A 21,209-nucleotide genomic window follows, 5' to 3' on the forward strand; every position below is an offset into this window, starting at 1 on the left:
TAGTATTTGATCTTGCTGGCTCGGTGGGACAGGATGTTTCTCCGTACGCGCAATGTTGACCTTGACTGACTGTGACGAGATTCCCGTGGCCTGGCCGAAGGCCTGGAGCACAAGCAGATGGGGGCCTTGATCAGCCGAACCCGTCGGTGGTCTCGCGGGAGGTCGCCCGGCACGGCGGCCGGGCCGCGGCGGGGAGCCGACACCACGTGAGCGAGCACACACCGCAGCACGATCCCCGCAATCCCGCATCCACCTCCGACACCGGGCGCAGCCTCGGCGTCCTGCTCGCCGCCCGCCTGGTCGCCGCCTACAGCCGGCCGGGCGAGGCGGTCGTCGACGTCACCGACGGCCACTCACTCGCCCTACAGCCGGCCGGGCGAGGCGGTCGTCGACGTCACCGACGGCCACTCACTCGCCCTACAGCCGGCCGGGCGAGGCGGTCGTCGACGTCACCGACGGCCACTCACTCGCCCTACAGCCGGCCGGGCGAGGCGGTCGTCGACGTCACCGACGGCCACTCACTCGCCGAGGGTTGCGGGGCCGGGGGCCGGCGGCACCACCCGGCATGGTTCACCGACGCCGCCAGCGGTGCCGGTGGGTGCGGCACCGCCACCGCACCCGGCGTTCGCCGGTCCGGGCAGCGGCCCGGCGCCGGAACCTGGGACACCGACCAGCTCGACATCGCCGCCACCATCGTCGTCGTCGGCGTCGCCAAAGGCGTACCCCGCTGGGGTTGGGTCATCGCCCTCGCCACCGCCATGCAGGAATCCCGCTGCGCAACCTGCCGTACCGCGGCCACCACAACGACCACGACTCGATCGGTACTTGGCCCACGATGTGTGGGCGAACTAGGGCATCCACTAACCTTTTGGTTATTCACGGCTCCTCGTCGTTACGCGTTGATCTCGTCAAGATGACGCCTGCCGATATATTTGGCTTTGTGAGCCTAACGGCGCAGTGCGTTCTGCGGGTGCTCGGGCAGGGCAGCCACGACGGCGTCCAGACGACGGCGGAAGCGATGATCGAGACCGTACTGAACAGCGAGAACTACCCGATCAGCGAGCGACTGGACTGGTGGAACGAGGTGTGCTCCCGACTACTCGTGCCATGCGAGGTCAACTACGACGGGGCTGATGGGTTCTGCTCGCGGCTCGGCCTGCTGGATCTCGGCGGGATTACCGTCGCGACGATTTCTTACCCTTCGCTCCGGTCGCGCCGCACCTCGCGGCACGTTCGCCAGTCCGACCCGGAGTTGTACCAGTTCGCCGTTGCGCTGGACGGCCGACATACGTTCTCTCAGGAACGCCGGCACGTGTGCCTGGATGCCGGGGACCTGCTGCTGTACGACACGTCCCATCCGAACGACTCCCAGGCGTTCGCCGATGAGCGCGGCAGGGCCGGCGTCCTGGTCGTGAACGTGCCGCGCAAGGTCATGTCGCTTCCGCCAGCGAAGGTGGACAGCCTCATGGCTACCCGGATACCGGGCGACACCGGCGTCGGGGCACTGCTGTCCCGGTTCCTCACCGGCCTGGTCCGTACGACGGACTCCTACCGGCCACTCGATGCCGGCCGCCTCGGCGTCGTCGCCCTCGATCTGATCACCGCAACGTTGGCGCATCATCTGGACGCCCCCGCCCCGCACAGCCCCCGCCAAGCCCTGATCGCCGCCATCTACTCGTACATCGAACACAACCTGGGCGCCCCCGGCCTGGACCCCCCGGCCGTCGCCGCCGCCCACCACATCTCCGTGCGATACCTGCACCTGCTCTTTCAACAGCAGGACACCACCGTCTCATCCTGGATCCGGCACCGGCGTCTCGAACGATGCCGACACGACCTCGCCGAACCGCTGCTGGACCACCGCCCGATCGGCGCGATCGCGATGCGCTGGGGCTTCACCTCCTCGGCCGAATTCAGTCGGTCGTTCCGGAGCACCTACGGCCTCCGGCCCAGCGAGTACCGCGCCGACGTCCGGGGCTGCCGCCCGGAACGGTGATCGAGGGAGCCGCCTTCCCGCGCTACCGGCGAGGGTGCACTCGCTGTCAACGGCCGTGCACTTGCTTACAACGATGGGGCCCCGCGACCAACCACTTGCGATGTGGGGAGGGCTTCGGCTGCGTCGACGAGTCGCGCGACCCCCGGGTTGCGGTCGAAGCGCCTCCGGCGGGGGCGCTCCGGCTCCAGGATGGCCGGGGGCTGCGTCGGCGGGTCACGGACCGAAGGTGGTTACGGTAGGCCATCCCGCCCGCCATCGACCCGGGCAAGCCGAGCAGACCACCGCCCGACCCGCCAGCGTCCGTACGAGCCGTCAAGGTCCGCTTGACGTGGCGGGCCGGGCGGAGGCCCGCTCCCCAGGAGGGTGGGTCGATGGCAGACGGGATGGCAGGGTCCGCCGTGGTCGAGGCGTTGACGCCCGGCAGACTCAAGCGCCCTTGAGGATATGGCCAACGATCGAGGAGCAAGGCAGGCAACCCGGCAAGGAGAGCGTTCGTGCAACGTCCCGGTCGAGTTCCCATTATCGCGCTGACCGTTGTTGCCACGTTGGGGCTCATCGCGGCGACCGGCTGGTGGGCCGTGACAAGCTACGTCGATGCCTTTGTCTATCCCGGTGGCCCTTGCTCAGACGCAGAAGCACAGCTGACGGATGAGCTCAGGTCCGATCCCATGCTGGTTCAAGCTTTCCCAGATTCGAAGCTGCAGACGGCGGACAGCTTCGAACCCTGCAGGGGGTGGGGTAGCAACTACTGGGGCGGGGCGTTCGTTGCTCGCTGCGCTCAGGAAGGCGGCCGATGAGCTGCGCTGGTATCACGCCCGCCCCGCCCCTTGCCCCGTTCGGAAGGCCGGAAGTTGAGTATCCGCTGCGCCGGGGGGGGGGCGATTGGTCGGGTTGTCACTCGACCTGAAACGTCGCGGTCGATGCGAGTCGCAGGGCGGCCCCAGATCGAAGTGGGTGGCGTACGCCGGGTTCAAGCCGCCGTTGGTCCAGCCAGGTACCGTTCGTGGAGTACAGGTCGGTCACCGTCGCAGCCCCGTCCGGTGCCGTCGTGACAGCCGCGTGTCGTCGCGAGACAGCGTCGTGGCCGGACAGCGCGGCCGCCGCGGGCGAGCCGGGGTCCCGACCGAGGATCAGGGTTCCTCCGGCCTCGAGCACTGTCTGCCACGGCGGGTCGAGCAACGCGATCGTCAGGACGGTTTCGAGCACACTGAGGCAGTGCGGGCACATCCGGCTCCCCGGCGGACACGCCGTTCCGCACGACGGACAGGTGATGTCCATGGCGACCGGGTCGATCGGCCGCGGGGTGACGAGGTTGCCGGCCTCGATGACCGCCGAGACGGCGGTGAGGTTCGCATAGCAGTCCGGGTTCCCGCACACGATGTCATCGGAGCCGACCGGTTCGCCGCAGGCGCGGCAGATCAGCCGCTCCATGTCGATTCCCCGACGCCGATGCCGCGGGCTCTCAGATGATCGGCGATCTGGTCGAGCTCGCCGGGCCGGGGGATCCCGACCAGCCACAGCCGGCCGTCGAGTACGCCGGTCTGCAAGCCTGCCCGGACGAGCTGGGCGGCCTCGCCGTATCGCTGGTGGCCCAGCGGGCTGAGGGTGATGACGCGTTGGTTCGCCGAGCCACGCAGTGGGGTGTCGCCGTTGTTACGCCGCTCGACGTACCTACCCGCGACCACGGCGTCGCAGCTTGCGCGCAGCTCTGGCAGCCGTGCGGCACGCGACCAGCCGTATCCCGTGTAGAGCAGGATGTCGATCGGCCTGGTGTGCCGCCAGGTGGCTATCCCGCGGAGGAGCGCGGCGAGCGCGACCGGCTGCTGGAGCGGTTCGCCGCCGGAGATCGTCACACCGTCGATCCGTTGAGGAAGCGACGTAAGCCAGTCGAGCACCTCCTCGACGGGGACCGACCGGTCGGGGCGGCGAGGCCAGGTGTCCCGGGCGAGGCAGCCGGTGCAGGCGAGGGTGCAGCCTTGCAGCCAGATTCCGGCTCTCCTGCCGTATCCCAGGGTGGTGACCGGGTGGTGGAGGCGACTGATCTCGATGGTCGTCATGACAGCTCCACGGTGATGACGCCGGCCTGACGCCGCCAAGCCATCACGACGAGCGACGTCGTGTCGCCGGACGCCGGCGCGTCGCCCGCCGGTGCCGCCAGTCGGTCGAACAGGGCGCGGGCCAGCGGGTTGACGAGCGCGGTCTCCAGGGTGGAGCCGATGCCCCGGCCGCCTCGGGCCAGGTCGCGCGTGCACTCCCTGAGCACGCGCGCATGGACAGGCTGGTCGAGCGTGACCGACACGTGGTGTTCTTCGCTGAGGCGCCGAAGCACGTTGCCGAGTTGGAGTTCGAAGATCTGTTCGGCCGCTGCCGGCCCGATGAAGTCGAACACCACGATGTTGTCGCCGAGGCGGTTGAGCAGCTCGGGTCGACCGAGGACCCGGGTGAAGTGATCCTCGATCGCTGCCCGCACGATCGCCTCGACCTGGTCGTAGGGAGTGCCCGGCGTTGCCGTCGGCGTCAACTGGCCCGTGCCGTCGTCGACGTACATGCCGAGGTTGCTGGTGAAGATCAGGATGCATTCGGAGAAGTGGACAGTACCGCCGCGGCCGTCGGTGAGCCGGCCGTCCTCGAGGATCTGCAGGAACTTGTCGAGGATGCGCGGATGGCTCTTCTCGATCTCGTCGAACAGAATCACCCGAAAGGGTTGCTGACGCACGGCGTTGGTGAGTTCTCCGCCGGCTTCGAAACCGACGTAGCCCGGTGGAGCACCGATCAGCCGATCGCCGGCGTGCTCGGCGGAGAACTCGCTCATGTCGAACCGCAGGTAGGCCGCCTCGTCGCCGAACACCACATGGGCCACTGCCTTGGCCAACTCGGTTTTGCCCACCCCTGTCGGACCGGCGAAGAACAGAACTCCGCGCGGGCGTGACGATGCCCGTGCCGCATGGGCGCCAGACAGGCCGAGAGCGGCGCGTTTGAGGATGTCAAGGGTTTTGGTCACGGCTTGGCGCTGGCCGATGATCCGCTGGGGCAGGGACCGTTCCCCGTCTCGGATCCGGGTGGGCAGGTAGTCGCGGCGCCAGGGATTGTCCAATACCCCGAGCTTGAACGTTCGGGTCGCGTCGGGCCATTGCTCCGGGCTCAGCCCACGATCGCGTGCCAGCCTGGTCACTTCGATCATGCCCTGCAGGGTGAGTCCTTCGGACTGCTCGGCGAACGAGCGAGCCCGCTCGTGCAACGTCGCGTCGGGGATCTGGCTGTGCAGCAGCCGGCGGGCGCAGCGTTCGCGATCGCCGTAGTCCGGTCTGGGCAGGCTGATCACGCGGATCCGGTCCTTGCCCGCGGTCAGCCAGGCCGGCAGGTCACTTTCGTTCTCCACCAACCAAATCACCGGGTTGTACAGGCTCTGGGTCCGACCGGATTCGGCCGCGACCGGCCGCGCCGACCGGGCCAGCTTCTCCATGCGGCGCAGGAACTGCCGCTCGGCGTCGTCCGGATCGCTCGGATGCCGCAGCAGGTGCGCCGCTCGGACGATGGCTGCCGCCCGCACATTGGTGCGTGGCTGGGCGATCGCGGCGAGCTGGACGAACAGCGCACCCAGGTCGGGCGTCGGGCCGCCGGGGCGATACCCGTCGTCGAGGAGGGCACGGGTGGCAGTCGTCACGTCGCTTCTGCCGATCTGATGCACGGCACCAGAATCGATCAGATCATGATCGAGTACGAACGTGTAGCCGCTCCGGTCCAGCAGCTCACGTATCACGTCGGTGAGGGACAGCAGCCGCACCCCGCTGGGCGTGTCGATGAGGTACGAATCGTGGGCGTTGCCCCACAACACGTACTGCGACTGGGTCGGCAGTGTCGCGTGCAGTTCGCGGGCGAACGCCGGCCAGCCCGCGAGGTCGTCGATCACCGTACGTCTCCCTCCGCCTCGCGGCTTCTGAGCCGGCGCCGGGGCTCGGTGCGCTGCCGCGGAGCCGTGCGGGGCGTGGGTTCGGCGCCCGGGTGACGCAGCTCGGTGTGCGCGCACGGCAAGCCGGCCTCCCGGAGACTGGCCAGTGCCTGTTCCAGGTCGGCGCACCAGCGGTGCTCGGCTGCCGCGTCGGCGTGGGGGTTCTCGCCGGGTCCGGTCCGGTAGACCATCGACTGCATCCTGCGTGCCCCTGCGTCGACTTTCAAACGCACCAGGTGGTCCGCGTCGTCGGGTCGGCTCACCGCGAGCCTGCCCGTGCTGGGTTGCCCGACGCTGAACTCGGTGCCCACGCTGTAGCCCATCTCGGTCAGCGCGTCCGCCACAGCATCCTGGACCGCGATCGCCAACGCTCGCTCCTCCATCTCCGACCGCAGTTGCTCAACCTCGTTCAACAATTGGTCGTTGAGCTCCGCCCGGCCGGACACCACGTCGACGAGGCCCGCCCTGGCCCGGTGTAGGGCGCCGGCGTCAAGATCCTGCTGCGCCGCGTACGGTTCCATCGCGTCCAGCAGTTCCGCCGCGACGACGGCGTCCGAGCGACGGACCCGCGCCCGCTTGTTGGCCTCCTGCACCCGCAGTTGCACCTGCCGCAGGCGCGGCCGTCGCTCGTCGGGCCGGCGCCAGACGTCAGCGGCGGCGGCCTCGGCTCTGGCACGGTCCTCAGCGGCGGCCATCGGGTGCAGGCCCGCGAGGATGCGCACCACGGCGGCGGCGGGGTCCGAACCACCGCCGGGCAGCGGCTCCGGCTCGTCAATCTCGTCCGCCGCGGTCCGCAGCGCCGCGGCCGACACCGGTGGCAGCAGGTCCGCGAGACCCCGTGCCGCGGTGACCGCCCGGGCGGCGGAGGCCCGCCTGAACACTCCCTCCAGGACCCGGTCGACGTCGTCGCACCAGGCGTCCCAGACCGATTCGGGCGCCGAGTCGGAGGGCTGGGCCAGCGCGGGCTCCGCCGGCAGTCCTTGCTGTGCGAGGGCGGACGCCGCATACGCCGCGTCGACCCGGGCGGCCGCCCGGCGTTCAAGTCGCAGTTCCCAGGCGTGGACGGCCTGATCCCGCTGCGACTCCTGGGCGGCGACGGCTTGCCGCCGCGCGGTGGTGTGTGCCCGGATCCGCGCGTTGCGGGCGGCTGCCTCGCCTGGGCTCACCTCGAGTAGCCTGCCGAGTGCCGCCGTGGCGCGGATTCCGACGACGGTTGCGGTGCCGATCACGGCCCCCACCGGGAACACCACCACACTGCCAGCGCTCATTCCGCTTCCCTCCCGTTTCGCCGCTGAGTGAGTTCGCTGCCGAGCAAGTCACGGCTTCGTTGTCGACGGACCTGACCGAAACGCCATATCCGGGTGCCGGTCCAGCCGAGATGCACCACCGGCCCGATGAGCGCGACCATGGCGACGGCCAGTAGTCCCGCCGACCAGAGGAACGGAACGCCGCAGCAGCAGGCCAACGTCAGCACACCGAGCAGCAGCGGCGGAGCGCCGCCCCGGACGCGGTTGGCGCCCCTGCGAAGCGCTGCCCAGCCGGTGGGCACGCGCCGAGCCAGCCACCGCATTCGGTCGAGCACGGACCAGCGCGGATGGTAGAAGGATCCAGCCCGCACCGCGAAGCCGACCTCGGCCAGGGTGGGCACCAGCCATTCCGCGACGGGGACCGACCAGTGTCTGATCACGAGACGTGGGTCGGGAAGAAGATGGGGCAGGAACACGGGAGCGGCGACGGCCAGCGCCCAGATCAGGGAGGCCGCCGCGGCGAACAATAGGGCCTTCGGCCGTCCGGCCTTGAGCTGCTTCAGTTCCTCGTCGAGAACGCGCTGTCCCCGGGTACGGGCCTCGACGATGCCGGCGCACTCCTGCACGGCGGCGGGGACGACCGTCAACACACACAGCGCGCTGGCCACGTCGGTCACCGGAGGCAGTGCCTCGAACCAGTCCAGGTGCTCGGTAATTTCTCCGCGATCCCGAACCGCGCTGTCCAGCAGCGGTCGCAACCGATCCGGATCGGCGGCGACGCTGAGCAGGACGGCCCGGTGCTCGGTTCGGCGGGCCGCCAGCATCGACGAAGCCTGTGGTGGCAAATCGACCCGGGTGGCGAGCGCGTCGAGGTCCTGTGCCGAGCTCCGCCAGCGTGTGTCCACCTGCACGAGGGCCTGGCCGTCGCCGAAGTCGGCGAGCACCGGCAGGAGCGAGTATCGCCACAGGTCGCGGACCGCCGTGGCCGCGCGGCCGTCCGGCTCCCTCACCGCCACAGCCGCCGCATCGGCGAGGTGCTCCGACCCCACTCGCAGCCCCAGGTAGGTCGCCGGTTGCCCCCGGTCCAGCCAGCGCAGCAAATGCACCATTCGCACATCGGGGGTGTGATCCGGGTGGGTCAACGTCTGGTCGATCAGCCGGATCCGTTCGTCGACATCGTCGTCGAACTGCTCCAGCCAGGCGCGCAGCACGCGCCACCCCTCGCCTGGGTCTTTTCGCGTGCCGACGCGTCGCAGGAACGTGTCCGCCGCGTCGCTCCAGTGGGCCGCCATCGCGCGTGCGACCTGCGAGCGGGTGCGGTAGGGCACCCCCTTCAGGATCAGCGGCGCGGCACGTGACGTCGAGGCCGGACGGTGCACCTCGGGCGATCCGCCGGACAGCCACCGCCGGACCTGCGCCTCGCCCCACCGATGGTCTGGGTCGCTGACCAGGAGCCCTTCGCAGAGAAGCCGCAGCCGGTGGTCCGCGACACCGTCGACGGATGCGCCCCGGACCGTCACCTCGTGCTGGATGATTCGCTCGTCGAGACCCTCGAACGGGGCTTGGCCGGTGGCCAGTTGTCGGACCACCACACCGACGGCCCACCAGTCGCCCGCCGGGGAGTAGGCGCCGGCGAAACTCTCCGGCGCCGCGTAGGCGAACGTCACGCCGCGGCTGGTGAATCGCACCGATGCTGGACCGAGGTACCTGCTCAGTCCGAAGTCGGCCAGCGCCAGCCGGAGGTCCGGCGGAAGGCTCCGGACCATGATGTTCGACGGTTTGAGGTCGCCGTGCACGATTGTCGCCGAGTGCAGTTCGCCGAGCGCCTCGGTCAGCTCGGCGACCACGTGCCGCAGCAGTTCCGGCGGCATCGGGCGGGGGCCCTGGTCGACGAAGTCCGCCAGGGTGCCAGCCGGTAAATACTCGGTCAGCTCCCAGCGCCGACCCTCAGCGACACCGAAGTCGATGGGCGTCACCAACCTCTCGCTGCGCAGCCCGATCAGCCGGTCGACCGCGTCCTCGTCGATGACGATCCCCGGTCGGTAGATCTTCAACACCCGGTCGTGGCCCGCCGTGTCGCGCAGTAGAAAGACGTCGGCCTCCGCGCCCGCCGGCAACGCCGCGATCACCGACCAGCCCGACACCCGGTCGGGCAGCCGCAGCAGACCGGCGGTCACCGGTACGGCCACATCGGACTCGGCCGGGTGCTCCCGGCGTGTGGCGGGAACCTGTGGCCCGGGGTCGGCGGCCCGATCGGCCTCGCGGCGCGTCGGCGGCACGTCACCCTCGGCAGGCGGTCGCGGGTTCACCTGCCACCTACCGCCCGCTCGATCGCGTCGTGGCGTGGTGACCCGTCGCGCTCGCGCCAGCTCTGCTCATGGTGAATCCCCTACGGACAGCGGGTGCGAACCCGCGGACACCGACTGATGACCGGCGGCCAGCGTGGTCTCAAGCTCGCGCAGAAAGGAGTCGATCTCATCCGCGATCCTGTCGGTTCTCAGTCGTTTCACGCGCACGTACAGCACCCACGCCAACGGCCCGAGGATGGGGACAACAACAGCCACCACGACACCGCCCACGATCCAAACCGGGCTCGCACCGTGACGACTGAGTGCCCACGGAAGCAACAGGGAGGGGAGAGTGGCGGTCGGAAGTTCAAGCGAGATGAGGAAGATGAAGAAGCTTTCCATCGACTTGATCTGGTTGACCCAGCCTCGCCGAGTCTCCTCGCGCAGACCGTTCATCGCCTCCTCGAGGCGCCCGTGCAGCCACGCGGTCTGATCGCGCTCCAGGCGGGACAACGGCAAGGATCGGGAGGCCGAACGTTGCCGGTACTGTGCCATCACCCGGAGGGCGCGGCCGCCGGCGGCCTCACCGCGGACCGGGACAGCCGGCGGCCACTGCCGTGCAGCCTGCTCAAGGATGACGTAATAGCCACCCAAAATCGGCACGGCCATAAACACCAGGACAAATGAGATCAGAAAGCTGAGGCCGCCTTCCCCGGTCGCATTAGGGGCCACCACCACGCCAAGAATCAGTCCCAGGATGAACGTCATCGTCATGCCCTGCCCCAGCAGCATGGCTGCCGGGTTCGCTACCAAGAGGGCGCGTTCGAACCTGTTCAAGGATTCCGCCAGATGCAGCGCTGCAGCTAGTAGGACAACAGGCAACAGGCAGACGAGAAAGACAAACAGTGCGTAGGTCTGCAAAAACCCGAGAATTGAATCCGATTCTGATTCTTTTGCTTGTGAGTAGTACGGAACGGTGGCGAGGATCGCTGGTCCGACCGCACCGGCGAGAATCCTCGTCAGCCGTCCGGAGACTCCGGACTTCTTCGCGGGCTCCTCGGGCGGAATCCAGGTCGGGCGGACGTGCGCCTCCAGCGCCTCGATCAACCGGATGACGTCGAGGCGGAAGGTGCCGTGCCGGATACGCTGCGACTGGCGTGCCGAAAGGTCACGCATGTCCGCCGGAAGGTCATCCGCCACCGGGACAGGGGTCTCGCCCAGCAGGACCGGCACGACAACCATGCCCGGTAGCCGCAACGCCTCCGCGATCTCCCAGCGGACCCAGTCCTTTGCCGGCCGGGTCGCCCGATGCCGGGTCTCCGCCAGCCAGCCGGGACCGATGATGGCGATCAGCACCTCGGCGTCCCTCAGCCGGGCCCGGAGCTGGCTGGGGTACCGCTCGCCGACGGGGATTGACTCCACATCCAGGAACACCTCGGTGTCCCCGAAGTGCCGCCGGAGTCGGTCGGCGAGCGCCTCGACCAGAGCGGGTTCGCTGTCGTCGCCGGCCTCGCGGAAGTGGCGACGATAGTTCATGAAGATGCCGCTCATGCTCACCCGATCCGTCGGGTGGAATTGTCGGTCGGCTCAAGGCCGTACGCGTCGGCTCGTGCCGCCGGCGTCAGGACCTCGGTGAGCCGGGCGGTCAACGGTGCGACCGTGGGGTCCTGGTACCAGCGGGCCAGCAGCCGACGCAGTCGGCGCAGGTCGGTGCGGATGGTCGCCGAGTCGACCAGTTCGATGCCGTCAAGCACGTCCGGAGCGAGTTCCAGGGCCGCATCGAGGTGGCCGGCGCCGACGTGGGCGAGTAGTCGGCGAACGCCATACCGGGCGCGGGCCCGGCTCGCCGCCGGGCTGATCCTGAGCACCTCCCGATCGAGGATGTGCGCCGCCTCCCGGTACGACCCGAGATCGACAAGCCCCCACCCCTGCACAATCGCCGCCGGATCCGGCATGTTGCCCGACCCGAACACGGGCATCCCGCCGGCCACCTGTCGGTGCGCCCGACCCACCTCCACCACCGCCGCGTGGAAGTCGTCCGACCTGCCGATGAGGGCGGAGCCCTGAGCGACCCGTTCCAACGCCAGCCGCCGGAGTTGCGGCGGAGCGGCCGCGTCCCTCACCACTGGTGCGACAGCGATCAAGGTGCGTGCCGGATCGTCGTCGTAGAGGGCGATATCTGCCTGACGGATTGCGAACAACCGGCCGAAGTCCCCGTCGCCGCCAGCCGCGGCAAGAGCGACAGCAGTGCGGGTCCATTGGAGACAGGCCGCGTCATCGCCGGCCTCCTGTGCCATCCAACCGGTGAACTCGGCGTACCTGGCGGCCAGTCGAAGAATCTCCACGCGTTCGGCCAGCATGCTGACCTCGGCGAGCCCTCGCAGGGTCCGCACCTGCGCGGCGAGGGTCGGTAGCAACAGCCGAGGGCTGGTCGTCTGCGCCGCCTGCCGCATACGGCGCAGCAGTTCTTCGAACGGTGGCGCACCGTCAACCGGGTGGTCCGGCAGCGTCGGCGGAAGCCACGCCGCGGGCAGTGGGACCGGATTCGGGTCCGTTCCCCGGGACAGCGCCACGGCAGACCGGGCTCGCGGAGGCCCCGACGACTGGGAGCTGACCTCCAGGGCCGCGTCGTTGCGGAGGATCATCACCTGCAGCTGTCCCAGGTGCGGGTTGGGAGTCAGCCCCAGCTCGGCGAGCCGGTGGGCCAGATGCTGGTATTCCCGGAGGGCGTCTGCCTGCCTACCGCCGCGGTACAGCGCGACCATCAGTTGCCCGACGAGTCGTTCCCGCAGGGGGTGTTCGGCGACCAACCCCGTCAGTTCGGAGGCCATCGCCTGGTGGTGACTCAGTCGCAGGTGGACCTCCGCCCGCTCCTCCAGGCCGCAGATCCGGCGCTCGTCAAGCTTGGCCGCCCAAGCCTCGATCCAAGAGGTCCGCACCCCGTCGAGCGCCACCGCTCCCCGCCACAGGCTGAGTGCCTCGTCGTACGCGTCGATCGCCTCCTGGTCCTGGTGGCGCCCGCTGAGCCGACGAGCCTCGTCGAGGAGCTTGTCGAAGACCAGCGCGTCGAGATCGGTCCGGTCGACGTTGATCTGGTAGCCCTCCGGGGCTCCACTGATCCGCTCTCCTCCGACGTCTCCGTGGAGTTGGCGCCGCAACTGCCAGACGCAGTTCTGCAGTTGTCGTCGCGCCGTCGCGGGAGGGTCGTCCCACACCACCCGGACCAACCGACCGTGCGTCACCAGCCCGTTCGGCCTGGTTAGCAGCCCCGCCAAAATCCTCCGCTCCCGATGACCACGCAGGACGACAGGGCGGCCGTCCCGGAGAGCCCGCAGCGGACCGAGCACCGAAAACTTCACTGGGGCCTCCACGCATAGGAGAACTCGAATATACGTGGTCATCTCTCCGACCACCTCGGCAATTCGGGCCGCCCAGACCACCCTGCTCGCTGGCGGAAGGCACTTCTGCGGTAGCGGCATGGCGCCTTCACTCCCTCCACCACGCGTCGGCTCTTCCACCTCGACTGAAGCAGAACCGGGCGCGGTATGGGAGCAGCGCGTACCAGAACGGTGAACACGTCGATGCCGGAGAAATTCGACTCTCGCATCTGATGGGAACATGCGGCAGAAGAGGGGCGAACGGATGAACGACGACGTCGGGACCTGCGTGTTCTGCCAGATCGGTGACGGCACGGCAGCGGCTCTGCGGATTTATGAAACCCCGCAGACGATGGCTTTCGTCCCGCTGCTGCCCGCAGCCGCCGGGCACACTCTGGTGATACCTCGAAGGCACGTGACCGACCTGTGGGCCTTGGCCTCGGAGGACGTCCAGCCGCTGATGGACACCGTTCTCGACGTGTCCCATGCGATCAGAGAGGCGCTCGCGTCGGACGGTCTGAACCTGATCATTTCGGCCGGCCAGGCTGCCTCACAGACGATTCCTCACCTTCACATACACCTGGTTCCCCGCTGGCACGGGGATCCGATCCAGAGCATCTGGCCGGCGCGGGGACCCACAATCGACAGGGCCCGGCTTGAGCGGACCGCTCAACGGATCCATGCCGCCATGCCGCCCCGTTCCCGGGCACCCCCGCCCGCAGCAGGGGGACGACATGTCGGCCAGGTCTGACACCCGGACCGTGACGGTCATCTGAGCCGCGCCACGCGGGTAAGGCCGCCGACCGCGTTCGGGAAATGCGGCGGTGGCCGGTCCGTTCAGCGCCTCCGCGGATCTTAACGTTTGCCCTATGTGCTGGCCGCTCAACGACGATCGCCAGCGGAAAGGTGCAAGGACCGAACCAATTTGCGAATGCCCGGCCGTATGACCGGGCGCCAAGGGAGGAACTCGTGAAACTCAACCGAAAAGTCCTGCACGGACTCGTCACTGCGGTCACCGCCTGCACCGCCACGCTGATCGCCTTCCCCGAATCAGCGTCGGCCGGAGTCGAAACCAACTGCACGGTCCGCTCCGGCGGTCCGGTTGTCCTGTACTACGGCCAACAGCAGCAGGGGGCCTCCATCTGCCTCAACGGTTGGATCAACGACATGAAGAGCCCGGCACTCTACTTCGGGCCGTCCGGGTCCGGCCACGGCACCCGGGTTTGGAACAACGCCGGCTCGGCGTCGAACTACGACACGAGCTGGCGGCCGCTGATCTGGTCCGAGCCCGGCATGACTGGCGCGGTGTACGCGCTGGGCGTCTGCTGCGATCAGGGTAGTGCGCCGTACAGCCTCGCCGGTCTCACCAACAACAACCGGTCGCTTTCCTGGTCCGCCAACTAGCCACCATCCAGACACGTCAGACCCTCGTGGCACGTGATGCCGCCGGCCCTGCCGCGGCGGCGTCATGTGCCACCGATAGCAGCCGGGGGCAGCGAACATGGCATTGCACGGACGAAGAACCGCCCGATGGGGCGCACTCATGCTGCTGCTCGCAACCGCGGCGGCTTGCTCCCCCGACCCCGACGGCACAGGTGACCATGGTGGCGTGGGTGGGATCACAATCAGCAGTCCACCCGCGGTCACCGACATGCGCAGCGCCGACGGTGTTGCGGGACTGGTCCTGCCCATCGAGGCGTACCGGCTCGACGGCGAGCAGCGCGTCACACTGAACCGGGCTCGATCCATCCTCGTCAACGACTGCATGCGACGCTTCGGGATCGATCGCGGACGTCCCGCCGCAGCCACCGGCGGCGCGGGCCCTGAGCCGATGTCGCGCCGGTACGGCGTCACCGACCCGGCCGTCGCCGCCAGGTGGGGGTACCACCTCGCACCGGGCGAAGGCACCATCGCTCGCACAAAGCCGGGTGCCGCCGTGCCGCCCGCCGAAATGCTCGTCTGGACCGGCAGCGAGGACGGCCGCCCGGCACTGGCCGGTCAGCCCACCCGCACCTACCAAGGGCAGGAGGTGCCAGTGGGTGGCTGCGCGGGCGAGGCGGGCCGTAAACTGCAGCTCACGAGTCCCGAGGACATCGCCGAGCACCTTGTCACCTCGATCGACTTCAACGCTTTCGACCAGGCGCGGGCGGACAACCGGATGCGCCAGGTGTTCGGCAGATGGTCTGCGTGCATGCACGAACAGGGCTACAACTACGTCGACCCGTTGACTGCTGCGGCAGCTGCGGATCTTCGACCGGCCACGCCCTCATCCGCCGAGAAGCGGACCGCGACCGCGGACGTCGCGTGCAAGATCCGTAACAACGTCGTGGGCGTCTGGTTCTCAGTCGAGTCCGCGTACCAGACCGCGATGATTCAGGCGCGCGCCCAGGATCTGCGCGCCGCCCAGCAGAGGATCGCGGTCGTGGTCCGGAACGCGCAAGCCGTGCTCGACCACCTCGAAGGGTGATCGGGCGCGGAATACCAAAACTAGGTCTGATCCCCGCAGCACCCGGACGGCGACCGCGAACCCTGCTGCTGGCCAGCGCGGAGACGTTCGCGGCACCGCTCGATGGCACGCTGCCCACTCATCGGCGCTGTCGGCCGGGTGAGAGTCGTGCGATACCGGTCGGTCTGCACGGTCGCGGCGACCAGCTCCTGCTCGCGAAGGAGAGTCCCTGTCGTTCCTACGAGATGGACGAGTGCGGAGAGACCAGGGTCGGCCCGGCGCGGCGTCCGGATGTGCTGTCCGGACTCATTGGCGCCCGGCTCACGGACGGCGCCGTGATCGTCGGCCAGAACGTCGACGAGGTCTGTGCTGGTCTCGTGCTGCGATTCGAGAGCGGCGACCTCGTCATCGGCAAGCTCGGCGACGAGTGGCTTCTCGCCGTCGACTCGGTGCCGGCGGCACGGCTCACTACTGGACCGTGCAGCCCTTCGTGCACGGCGGTTGCCGGTAGCGGCTACTTCTTCATCTCCCAGCGGATCAGGCTGCGCAGATCACGACCGTGCCGCCGGGGCGCGCCGGCTCGGTACATGCCGGAGTGCTGTCGGCCTGGTGCTTCGCACCCGACAGCATGAGCGTCCAGCCGGGAGAACGTGCCGCTTTCTGGGGTAGCCGATGACAGCACGCACGTGGCTGATGGGTGCCGATAGGGTCCTCGGCGTGGACGCGAACGAGATCACGCCGCAGCGGGTTCCCAATCGCTTTGCAGATGCGGTCGGACCCAAAGCAGGGGGTCCGGCCCGCGATCACTGCCACTGCGTCGGCCACTCGGTCGCGACCCGGCCGAACAACGTCGTCTTCCATGCGGACCGCCAGGACACCGAGGCGGCGGGTTGGCGGCATCTGCTGGCGCTGATCGACGAGGCCGCAGCGGATGGGCGGACGGTGTTCGAGCCGTTCGTGGAGCTGACTGCGCCTGAGCGGCGGCAGATCGTCACGCTACCGGCGACGATCGCGAAGCTGACGGCCGTCAAACGTCTGGTGCTCTACGGCACGAATCTGGTTCGCATCCCGTCTGAGATTGGGTCAATGACCAGCCTTGAGGTCTTCGAGCCGTACACCTCCCACCGGCTGCATTGGTATCCGTACGAGCTGACCAGATGCACGAAATTAGCCGACAGCACGGTGAGCACGCGCGTCCTCTATGGCAACTTCAAGTTCCGTCCGCCTTTTCCACGGCTGCGGGCAGCGAGCCGTGCAGTTGAGGCGGAGTTCGCCGCGCTCGACCCAGCCGTGTGGGGCTGCGATGCGGTGCGAACCTGCAGCGTCTGCGATGGGCCGGTTGACGGTGAGCTTCGCCAAGTCTGGATCTCCGGCATGGTCGCCACCGACGTGTTGCCGTTGCTGGTAAACGCATGTTCCGCGGCCTGCGTGGCGGCACTGCCGCAGCCCTACCCTGGCTACCTCCCGACGCCGCACACCGGCGGCCCGGACATCGTTCAGCCGGCCGCCAGGCGATGAGGCTGCTACCACGAGACCACCCGCAAGTGTCGATTGGCGTGCACTTGAGCAATGCGCGGGCCACCGGAGCCGGGTCCGGCTGGGGCGTTCGGGTGATCAGTCTGCGCGGTCCAGGTGCGCCCGAGCGGAGCGTTCCGATTTTTGGCCGGCGGTCCGCCTGTGGGGGCGAAGAGCCCACAGGCACTTGCGAGTGTCCTTCCCAGGGTCCGAGCTTCGCCGCTGCACCGCTTGTCGTGTCCGTCGTCGCCGACGGCGCTGCGACTCTCGAGCCGCCGATGGTGTGAGCGTCGTCGGTTGCCCGTCCGGAGGTGACGCGGTTGGGCCTGTCCGCTGCTGCGGGGGGAGCCATCGTCCGTCCTGTCGACGGTTGGCCTGCGGATCGCATGTTCAGGGAACTGGATGGAACGGCGCGGGTTTGTTGGCTTGTGGTGGGGACTGGCTGTGGTTGGCCAGGCGTGTGGTGGCGCGGGCTTCGGCGCATGGTGCTCAGGGTCGGGCCTTCGGGCAGGTTGATTGTCGGTCCCCGAACTGCTGCTGCCGGTCATCGCTGACCACCGCTGGCGAATAACACTTCCCCAGTGATCCAGCGGGCGGCGTCCGAGGCCAGGAAGGTCACCACGGGCCCGTAGTCCTCCGGCGTGCCCAAGCGACCCAACGGGATGTCTGCGATGGCGGCCTCAGCAGCGGGCGAGCCGATGAAGCCCGCTGCCCGGGTGCCGTCGGTGTCCGAGGCGCTCGGTGCCACGGCGTTGACCCGGATGCCGCGCGGGGCCAGTTCCTTGGCGACGATCCGGGTGATCGAGTTCAACGCGCTCTTGGTGCCCACGTACACCGCGCTGTAGGTCGGGTGGCTGGATGTGCCGGCCGTAGAGACGTTGACGATGGACGCCGAGGAGCCGAGGTCCTCCTGAGCGGCGAAAGCCTGCATTGTCAGCACCGGGCCGAGGAAATTGGTGTCGACCTGCCGGTGGAAGTCCTCGTCGGTGACAACGGACAAGGGGGCGAACGTGGCGATGGCCGCGTTGTTGACCAGGACGTCGACAGGTCCAAATGCTTTTCGGGCGGTGGCGAACAGCGTTCGGACGTCTTCACGGCGACCGACGTCGCCTTGGACGGCGATCGCGCGTCCGCCTGCGGTGATGATGTCCTTGACGACGCGTTCGGCGCCGGTGGCGTCGGTGCGGTAGTTGACGATCACCGACGCGCCCGCCGTTGCGAGGGTGGAGGCGAGGTGGGCCCCGATGCCCTTGGAGGCGCCGGTTACGAGGGCTGTGTGGTTCTGCAACTCGGTCATGCTGCTGAGATTAAGGAAGTTGCTCACTTCCAGTAAGTACGCACTATTTCGTAAGCTGCTTGCATGACAGTGAGTCCGCAGCTTGAGTCGGCGTATCGGCTGCTGGCCGGTGACACCTTCGACAGCCGTTGCCCCTCGCGCGCAATCGCGGATCAGGTGACCACCCGCTGGGGTACGTTGATCATCGCCGCGCTGATCACCGGCCCGCACCGCTTCTCCGCGCTGCACCAGCGCATCGGCGGCATCAGCCAGAAGATGCTGTCGCAGAACCTGAAGTCCCTCGCCCGCTCGGGCCTTGTCGATCGGCACGTCGAGCCGACTACACCGCCGCAGGTGACCTACTCCCTCACCGCGCTCGGGGAGAGTCTGGCGGCACCGCTGTGCGGGTTGCTGAGCTGGTTCGGCGCCCACACCGACGCCATGCTCGAGGCCCAGCAACGCTACGACAGCTAGGCATCCCTCGTGAAGCGGCGCGGAGGGTTGACGAGTCCGGCCGCCGGCTCACTGAAACCCCGATCGCCTGGTCCAGCGCTGAACCGGCCGGAGCGTTCTTGTAGCCGGCGGGTTACCGGACGTCACTCTCCTAGCCGCAGAGAATGCGCGCCAGGCCTCCCATGAGCCGTCATCCTGCGTGAGTTGAGGATCCGGCGGCGGCAGGCGGAACCCTCTCAATCAGCGTTGGCGCCGAAACTCACGAACATCGAGAGTGATGAAATCTCGCTGGCCCCCGAACTCAGCGACATCTGGCGCCGGAACTCGCGAGCAAAGCGAGAGCGGTGTAGGCCCGGATGGTTGCGGTCGAGTCCGGTGAGTGTGTTCTCGGCTCACCAACGCCATCGACGAACTCGGCGAACCCGACGTCCTAGTCTACAACGCCGCCGTTCTGGCACCGGACAAGCCGACCCTGCCCACGCCCCGGGTGGGCCGCCTGGACAAGCGTCAACAGCACCGGCGCGAAGACTGCAACCGACACTGTGCTGCCGCGCCTGCGGGGCGGGCGCGGATCAGGCGCAGACTCTCGGCCGGGGCGTTGCCCGCCACCCGCTGACCGTGCCTGAAACGAGGCACCCTCGGGTCGCGGGTCGATTACCTACGGGGGCGGGTCCTTCACGGTTTCCGGCGTGGTCGATCCGGCCCGGACCGTGTCATGCTGCACGGACCCGAACGGAGGACGACGATGGCTGCTGGCGATGCCGTACAGGTGCGGCCGGCGCGAGGGTCGCTGCGACCGCTGGTGTCCGGGGCGACGCTGGTCGCGGTCCTGGCGTTGCTGTTCGGGCTGCCGTGGTGGACGTTGACGGTGGCGGCGCGGTGGCCGGCGCCGGTCGTGGCCGCCGGCACGAGCGTGTTCGTCGTCGCGCTTGTCGCGTTCCCCGTTCTGATGTATCTCGGGCACGGCCGCCGGCGGCTGGACGCGGCGGCCCGGGCGGGGGACACCCTCCTTGGCCTGGTCTGGATCCTGTTCGTCTGGGCGCTGCTCGGCAACGTGGCCCGGCTCCCGCTGGCCGCCGCGGGGGTCGCCGATCCGGTGCGGTCCCGGGCAGTGGCGGTCGGCGCGGCGGTCGTCTCGGTCGTCCTGGCCGTCTGGGGGTACGCCGAGGCGATGCGAGTGCCCCGGGTCCGGCGGGTGGACGTCACAGTGGATCGGCTGGGTGCCGGTCTCGACGGCGTCCGGGTGGTGCTGCTGACGGACACCCACTACGGACCGATCGACCGGGCCCGCTGGTCCGCGCGGACCACCGAGGTGGTCAACGGGTTGGGCGCCGACATCGTCTGCCACACCGGCGACATCGCCGACGGTACGGTCGACCAGCGCCGCGCGCAGGCCGCGCCGCTGGGAGCCGTCCAGGCGCGGCTGGCCCGGGTGTACGTGACGGGCAACCACGAGTACTACGGCGAGGCGCAGGGCTGGGTCGAGCACATGCGGGCCCTCGGCTGGGAGCCGCTGCACAACCGGCACCTGGTGGTGGAGCGGGGCGGCGCCCGGCTCGTCGTCGCCGGGGTGGACGACGTGACCGCCGCCTCGTCCGGCGTCGCCGGTCACCGCGCCGACCACGCCGCGGCGCTCGCCGGCACCGACCCGCGGCTGCCCGTGCTGCTGCTGGCGCACCAGCCCAAGCAGATCGACGACGCGGTCGCGGCCGGCGTGGATCTGCAACTGTCCGGGCACACCCACGGCGGCCAGATGTGGCCGTTCCACTACCTGGTTCGGCTCGATCAGCCAGTCGTGCAGGGCCTCAGCCGGCATGGCCAGACCCAGCTCTACACGAGCCGAGGGACCGGTTTCTGGGGTCCGCCGTTCCGGATCTTCGCGCCGAGCGAGATCACCCTGCTCACCCTCCGAGCGGGGTAGCCCCGACTGGGCCAACACCTACCGCCTCACCTGAACGTGCTCCGGACCCGCTGGCTGTCCCCAGGCCCCGGGATCCGCCCCCATGCACCCGATGCCCAGTCGCCTCGCTTGGTCAATGCGGCGCTCACCGACAGACCGAGGCACAAGACCTCCAGGCAGGGCCTCCAGCCGACGGCCGTGTCCCGGATCGACCGCGTGCAGCGGGGGATGAGCATCGGCAGGTAGGGCCGGTGCACGTCAAGGAACAGCGAGGGACGCTGCGTAAGGGCGGACATGACCCGAGGGGCTAGCCCCGACCCCGCCAACGGCTGCCTCCGCTGTCCCGCGGCCACTCGTCTCGTTGCTGTTCCGTGCCGGCCGGGGGCCACCGATGGCGACCACGACAGCGGCGGCGCCGGGCTGCTGCCTCTCACCGGTCCTTCCCGCTCCGTGCGGACCGATGAGCACGGCATCGACGGGGCTCCTAATCCGCGGGTTCGGGTTCCGAGACCCTGGCGGCGCACCAGCAATTATGGCTCTGGCATGCTGGCTTCCCACCCGGCCAGAGCCTTCTCGTGCCGGTCGTGCTGTGAGCCTGATGGGGGACCCGATGTCGACGCGACCTTATCTACCCTCGACCGTTGCGCTGGTCCTCTCCGGTTGCCTGCTGATGACGGCCTGCGATGGCGGCAAGGCTGAGGAACCGGACCCGATTGCAGCGACAACGCCACCGACGACGGCCCTGGTGTCGCCCACGCCCAC

General features: G+C 69.0%; 15 protein-coding genes. 7 read left to right on the forward strand and 8 right to left on the reverse strand.

Annotated features, from left to right (window positions below):
• Positions 1 to 913: 913 nt before the first annotated feature.
• The gene (locus OOJ91_RS00265; protein ID WP_266245213.1) at positions 914 to 1,996 is read left to right on the forward strand and encodes a helix-turn-helix domain-containing protein; all 1,083 of its coding nucleotides are present in this window, start codon (positions 914 to 916) and stop codon (positions 1,994 to 1,996) included.
• 894 nt (positions 1,997 to 2,890) lie between these two features.
• On the opposite strand, the gene OOJ91_RS00270 is transcribed toward OOJ91_RS00265, so the two are convergent.
• The 7 genes from OOJ91_RS00270 to OOJ91_RS00300 all read right to left on the reverse strand — a co-directional run bounded on the left by OOJ91_RS00270 (position 2,891) and on the right by OOJ91_RS00300 (position 13,100).
• Positions 2,891 to 3,427, reverse strand: coding sequence for an FHA domain-containing protein (locus OOJ91_RS00270; protein WP_266241190.1), 537 nt, complete (start codon positions 3,425 to 3,427; stop codon positions 2,891 to 2,893).
• Positions 3,415 to 4,053 carry a 4Fe-4S cluster-binding domain-containing protein gene (locus OOJ91_RS00275; protein WP_266241192.1) on the reverse strand — a complete coding sequence of 213 codons (639 nt, stop codon included), beginning with the start codon at positions 4,051 to 4,053 and terminating at the stop codon, positions 3,415 to 3,417. Before OOJ91_RS00275 ends, OOJ91_RS00270 begins: the two co-directional genes overlap by 13 nt.
• The gene (locus OOJ91_RS00280; protein WP_266241194.1) at positions 4,050 to 5,906 is read right to left on the reverse strand and encodes an AAA family ATPase; all 1,857 of its coding nucleotides are present in this window, start codon (positions 5,904 to 5,906) and stop codon (positions 4,050 to 4,052) included. The genes OOJ91_RS00275 and OOJ91_RS00280 overlap by 4 nt, the downstream gene beginning before the upstream one ends.
• A complete protein-coding gene (locus tag OOJ91_RS00285; protein ID WP_266241196.1) occupies positions 5,903 to 7,213 on the reverse strand; it encodes a hypothetical protein in 1,311 nt (436 codons plus the stop codon). The genes OOJ91_RS00280 and OOJ91_RS00285 overlap by 4 nt, the downstream gene beginning before the upstream one ends.
• Complete coding sequence (locus OOJ91_RS00290) at positions 7,210 to 9,501, reverse strand: protein kinase domain-containing protein (protein ID WP_266241198.1); 2,292 nt, start codon at positions 9,499 to 9,501, stop codon at positions 7,210 to 7,212. Before OOJ91_RS00290 ends, OOJ91_RS00285 begins: the two co-directional genes overlap by 4 nt.
• A gap of 66 nt (positions 9,502 to 9,567) precedes the next feature.
• Positions 9,568 to 11,031, reverse strand: a complete 1,464-nt coding sequence (locus OOJ91_RS00295) for a toll/interleukin-1 receptor domain-containing protein (protein WP_266241200.1) — start codon at positions 11,029 to 11,031, stop codon at positions 9,568 to 9,570.
• 2 nt (positions 11,032 to 11,033) lie between these two features.
• On the reverse strand, positions 11,034 to 13,100 hold the full coding sequence (locus OOJ91_RS00300; protein WP_323178396.1) for a BTAD domain-containing putative transcriptional regulator: 2,067 nt from the start codon (positions 13,098 to 13,100) through the stop codon (positions 11,034 to 11,036).
• A gap of 22 nt (positions 13,101 to 13,122) precedes the next feature.
• Between OOJ91_RS00300 and OOJ91_RS00305 the strand changes: the two genes are divergently transcribed.
• From OOJ91_RS00305 to OOJ91_RS00320, 4 genes are all read left to right on the forward strand, one after another.
• On the forward strand, positions 13,123 to 13,608 hold the full coding sequence (locus tag OOJ91_RS00305; RefSeq protein ID WP_266241204.1) for an HIT family protein: 486 nt from the start codon (positions 13,123 to 13,125) through the stop codon (positions 13,606 to 13,608).
• 218 nt (positions 13,609 to 13,826) lie between these two features.
• Positions 13,827 to 14,261 carry a hypothetical protein gene (locus OOJ91_RS00310; protein WP_266241206.1) on the forward strand — a complete coding sequence of 145 codons (435 nt, stop codon included), beginning with the start codon at positions 13,827 to 13,829 and terminating at the stop codon, positions 14,259 to 14,261.
• Between the two features lie 139 nt (positions 14,262 to 14,400).
• Positions 14,401 to 15,324 carry a hypothetical protein gene (locus OOJ91_RS00315; protein ID WP_266241208.1) on the forward strand — a complete coding sequence of 308 codons (924 nt, stop codon included), beginning with the start codon at positions 14,401 to 14,403 and terminating at the stop codon, positions 15,322 to 15,324.
• Between the two features lie 696 nt (positions 15,325 to 16,020).
• Positions 16,021 to 16,821 carry a leucine-rich repeat domain-containing protein gene (locus OOJ91_RS00320; RefSeq protein ID WP_266241209.1) on the forward strand — a complete coding sequence of 267 codons (801 nt, stop codon included), beginning with the start codon at positions 16,021 to 16,023 and terminating at the stop codon, positions 16,819 to 16,821.
• 541 nt (positions 16,822 to 17,362) lie between these two features.
• On the opposite strand, the gene OOJ91_RS00325 is transcribed toward OOJ91_RS00320, so the two are convergent.
• A complete protein-coding gene (locus OOJ91_RS00325; RefSeq protein WP_266241211.1) occupies positions 17,363 to 18,115 on the reverse strand; it encodes an SDR family NAD(P)-dependent oxidoreductase in 753 nt (250 codons plus the stop codon).
• A 63-nt stretch (positions 18,116 to 18,178) separates the two neighbouring features.
• On the opposite strand from OOJ91_RS00325, the gene OOJ91_RS00330 reads away from it, so the two are divergent.
• Together OOJ91_RS00330 and OOJ91_RS00335 are read left to right on the forward strand one after the other, a co-directional pair.
• The gene (locus tag OOJ91_RS00330; RefSeq protein WP_266241214.1) at positions 18,179 to 18,568 is read left to right on the forward strand and encodes a winged helix-turn-helix transcriptional regulator; all 390 of its coding nucleotides are present in this window, start codon (positions 18,179 to 18,181) and stop codon (positions 18,566 to 18,568) included.
• Positions 18,569 to 19,292: 724 nt separating this feature from the next.
• Complete coding sequence (locus tag OOJ91_RS00335; RefSeq protein WP_266241216.1) at positions 19,293 to 20,468, forward strand: metallophosphoesterase; 1,176 nt, start codon at positions 19,293 to 19,295, stop codon at positions 20,466 to 20,468.
• The last annotated feature ends 741 nt before the right edge of the window (positions 20,469 to 21,209 follow it).

The organism is Micromonospora lupini, assembly GCF_026342015.1.
Taxonomy (GTDB): Bacteria; Actinomycetota; Actinomycetes; order Mycobacteriales; family Micromonosporaceae; genus Micromonospora; species Micromonospora lupini_B.

Bases quoted from the DNA above. Each gene is read 5' to 3' on its own strand.
- OOJ91_RS00265 (WP_266245213.1), top strand. From the start codon at position 914: ATGACGCCTGCCGATATATTTGGCTTTGTGAGCCTAACGGCGCAGTGC.
- OOJ91_RS00270 (WP_266241190.1), bottom strand. From the start codon at position 3,427: ATGGAGCGGCTGATCTGCCGCGCCTGCGGCGAACCGGTCGGCTCCGAT.
- OOJ91_RS00275 (WP_266241192.1), bottom strand. From the start codon at position 4,053: ATGACGACCATCGAGATCAGTCGCCTCCACCACCCGGTCACCACCCTG.
- OOJ91_RS00285 (WP_266241196.1), bottom strand. From the start codon at position 7,213: ATGAGCGCTGGCAGTGTGGTGGTGTTCCCGGTGGGGGCCGTGATCGGC.
- OOJ91_RS00295 (WP_266241200.1), bottom strand. From the start codon at position 11,031: ATGAGCGGCATCTTCATGAACTATCGTCGCCACTTCCGCGAGGCCGGC.
- OOJ91_RS00300 (WP_323178396.1), bottom strand. From the start codon at position 13,100: ATGTTCCCATCAGATGCGAGAGTCGAATTTCTCCGGCATCGACGTGTT.
- OOJ91_RS00305 (WP_266241204.1), top strand. From the start codon at position 13,123: ATGAACGACGACGTCGGGACCTGCGTGTTCTGCCAGATCGGTGACGGC.
- OOJ91_RS00315 (WP_266241208.1), top strand. From the start codon at position 14,401: ATGCTGCTGCTCGCAACCGCGGCGGCTTGCTCCCCCGACCCCGACGGC.
- OOJ91_RS00325 (WP_266241211.1), bottom strand. From the start codon at position 18,115: ATGACCGAGTTGCAGAACCACACAGCCCTCGTAACCGGCGCCTCCAAG.
- OOJ91_RS00330 (WP_266241214.1), top strand. From the start codon at position 18,179: ATGACAGTGAGTCCGCAGCTTGAGTCGGCGTATCGGCTGCTGGCCGGT.
- OOJ91_RS00335 (WP_266241216.1), top strand. From the start codon at position 19,293: ATGGCTGCTGGCGATGCCGTACAGGTGCGGCCGGCGCGAGGGTCGCTG.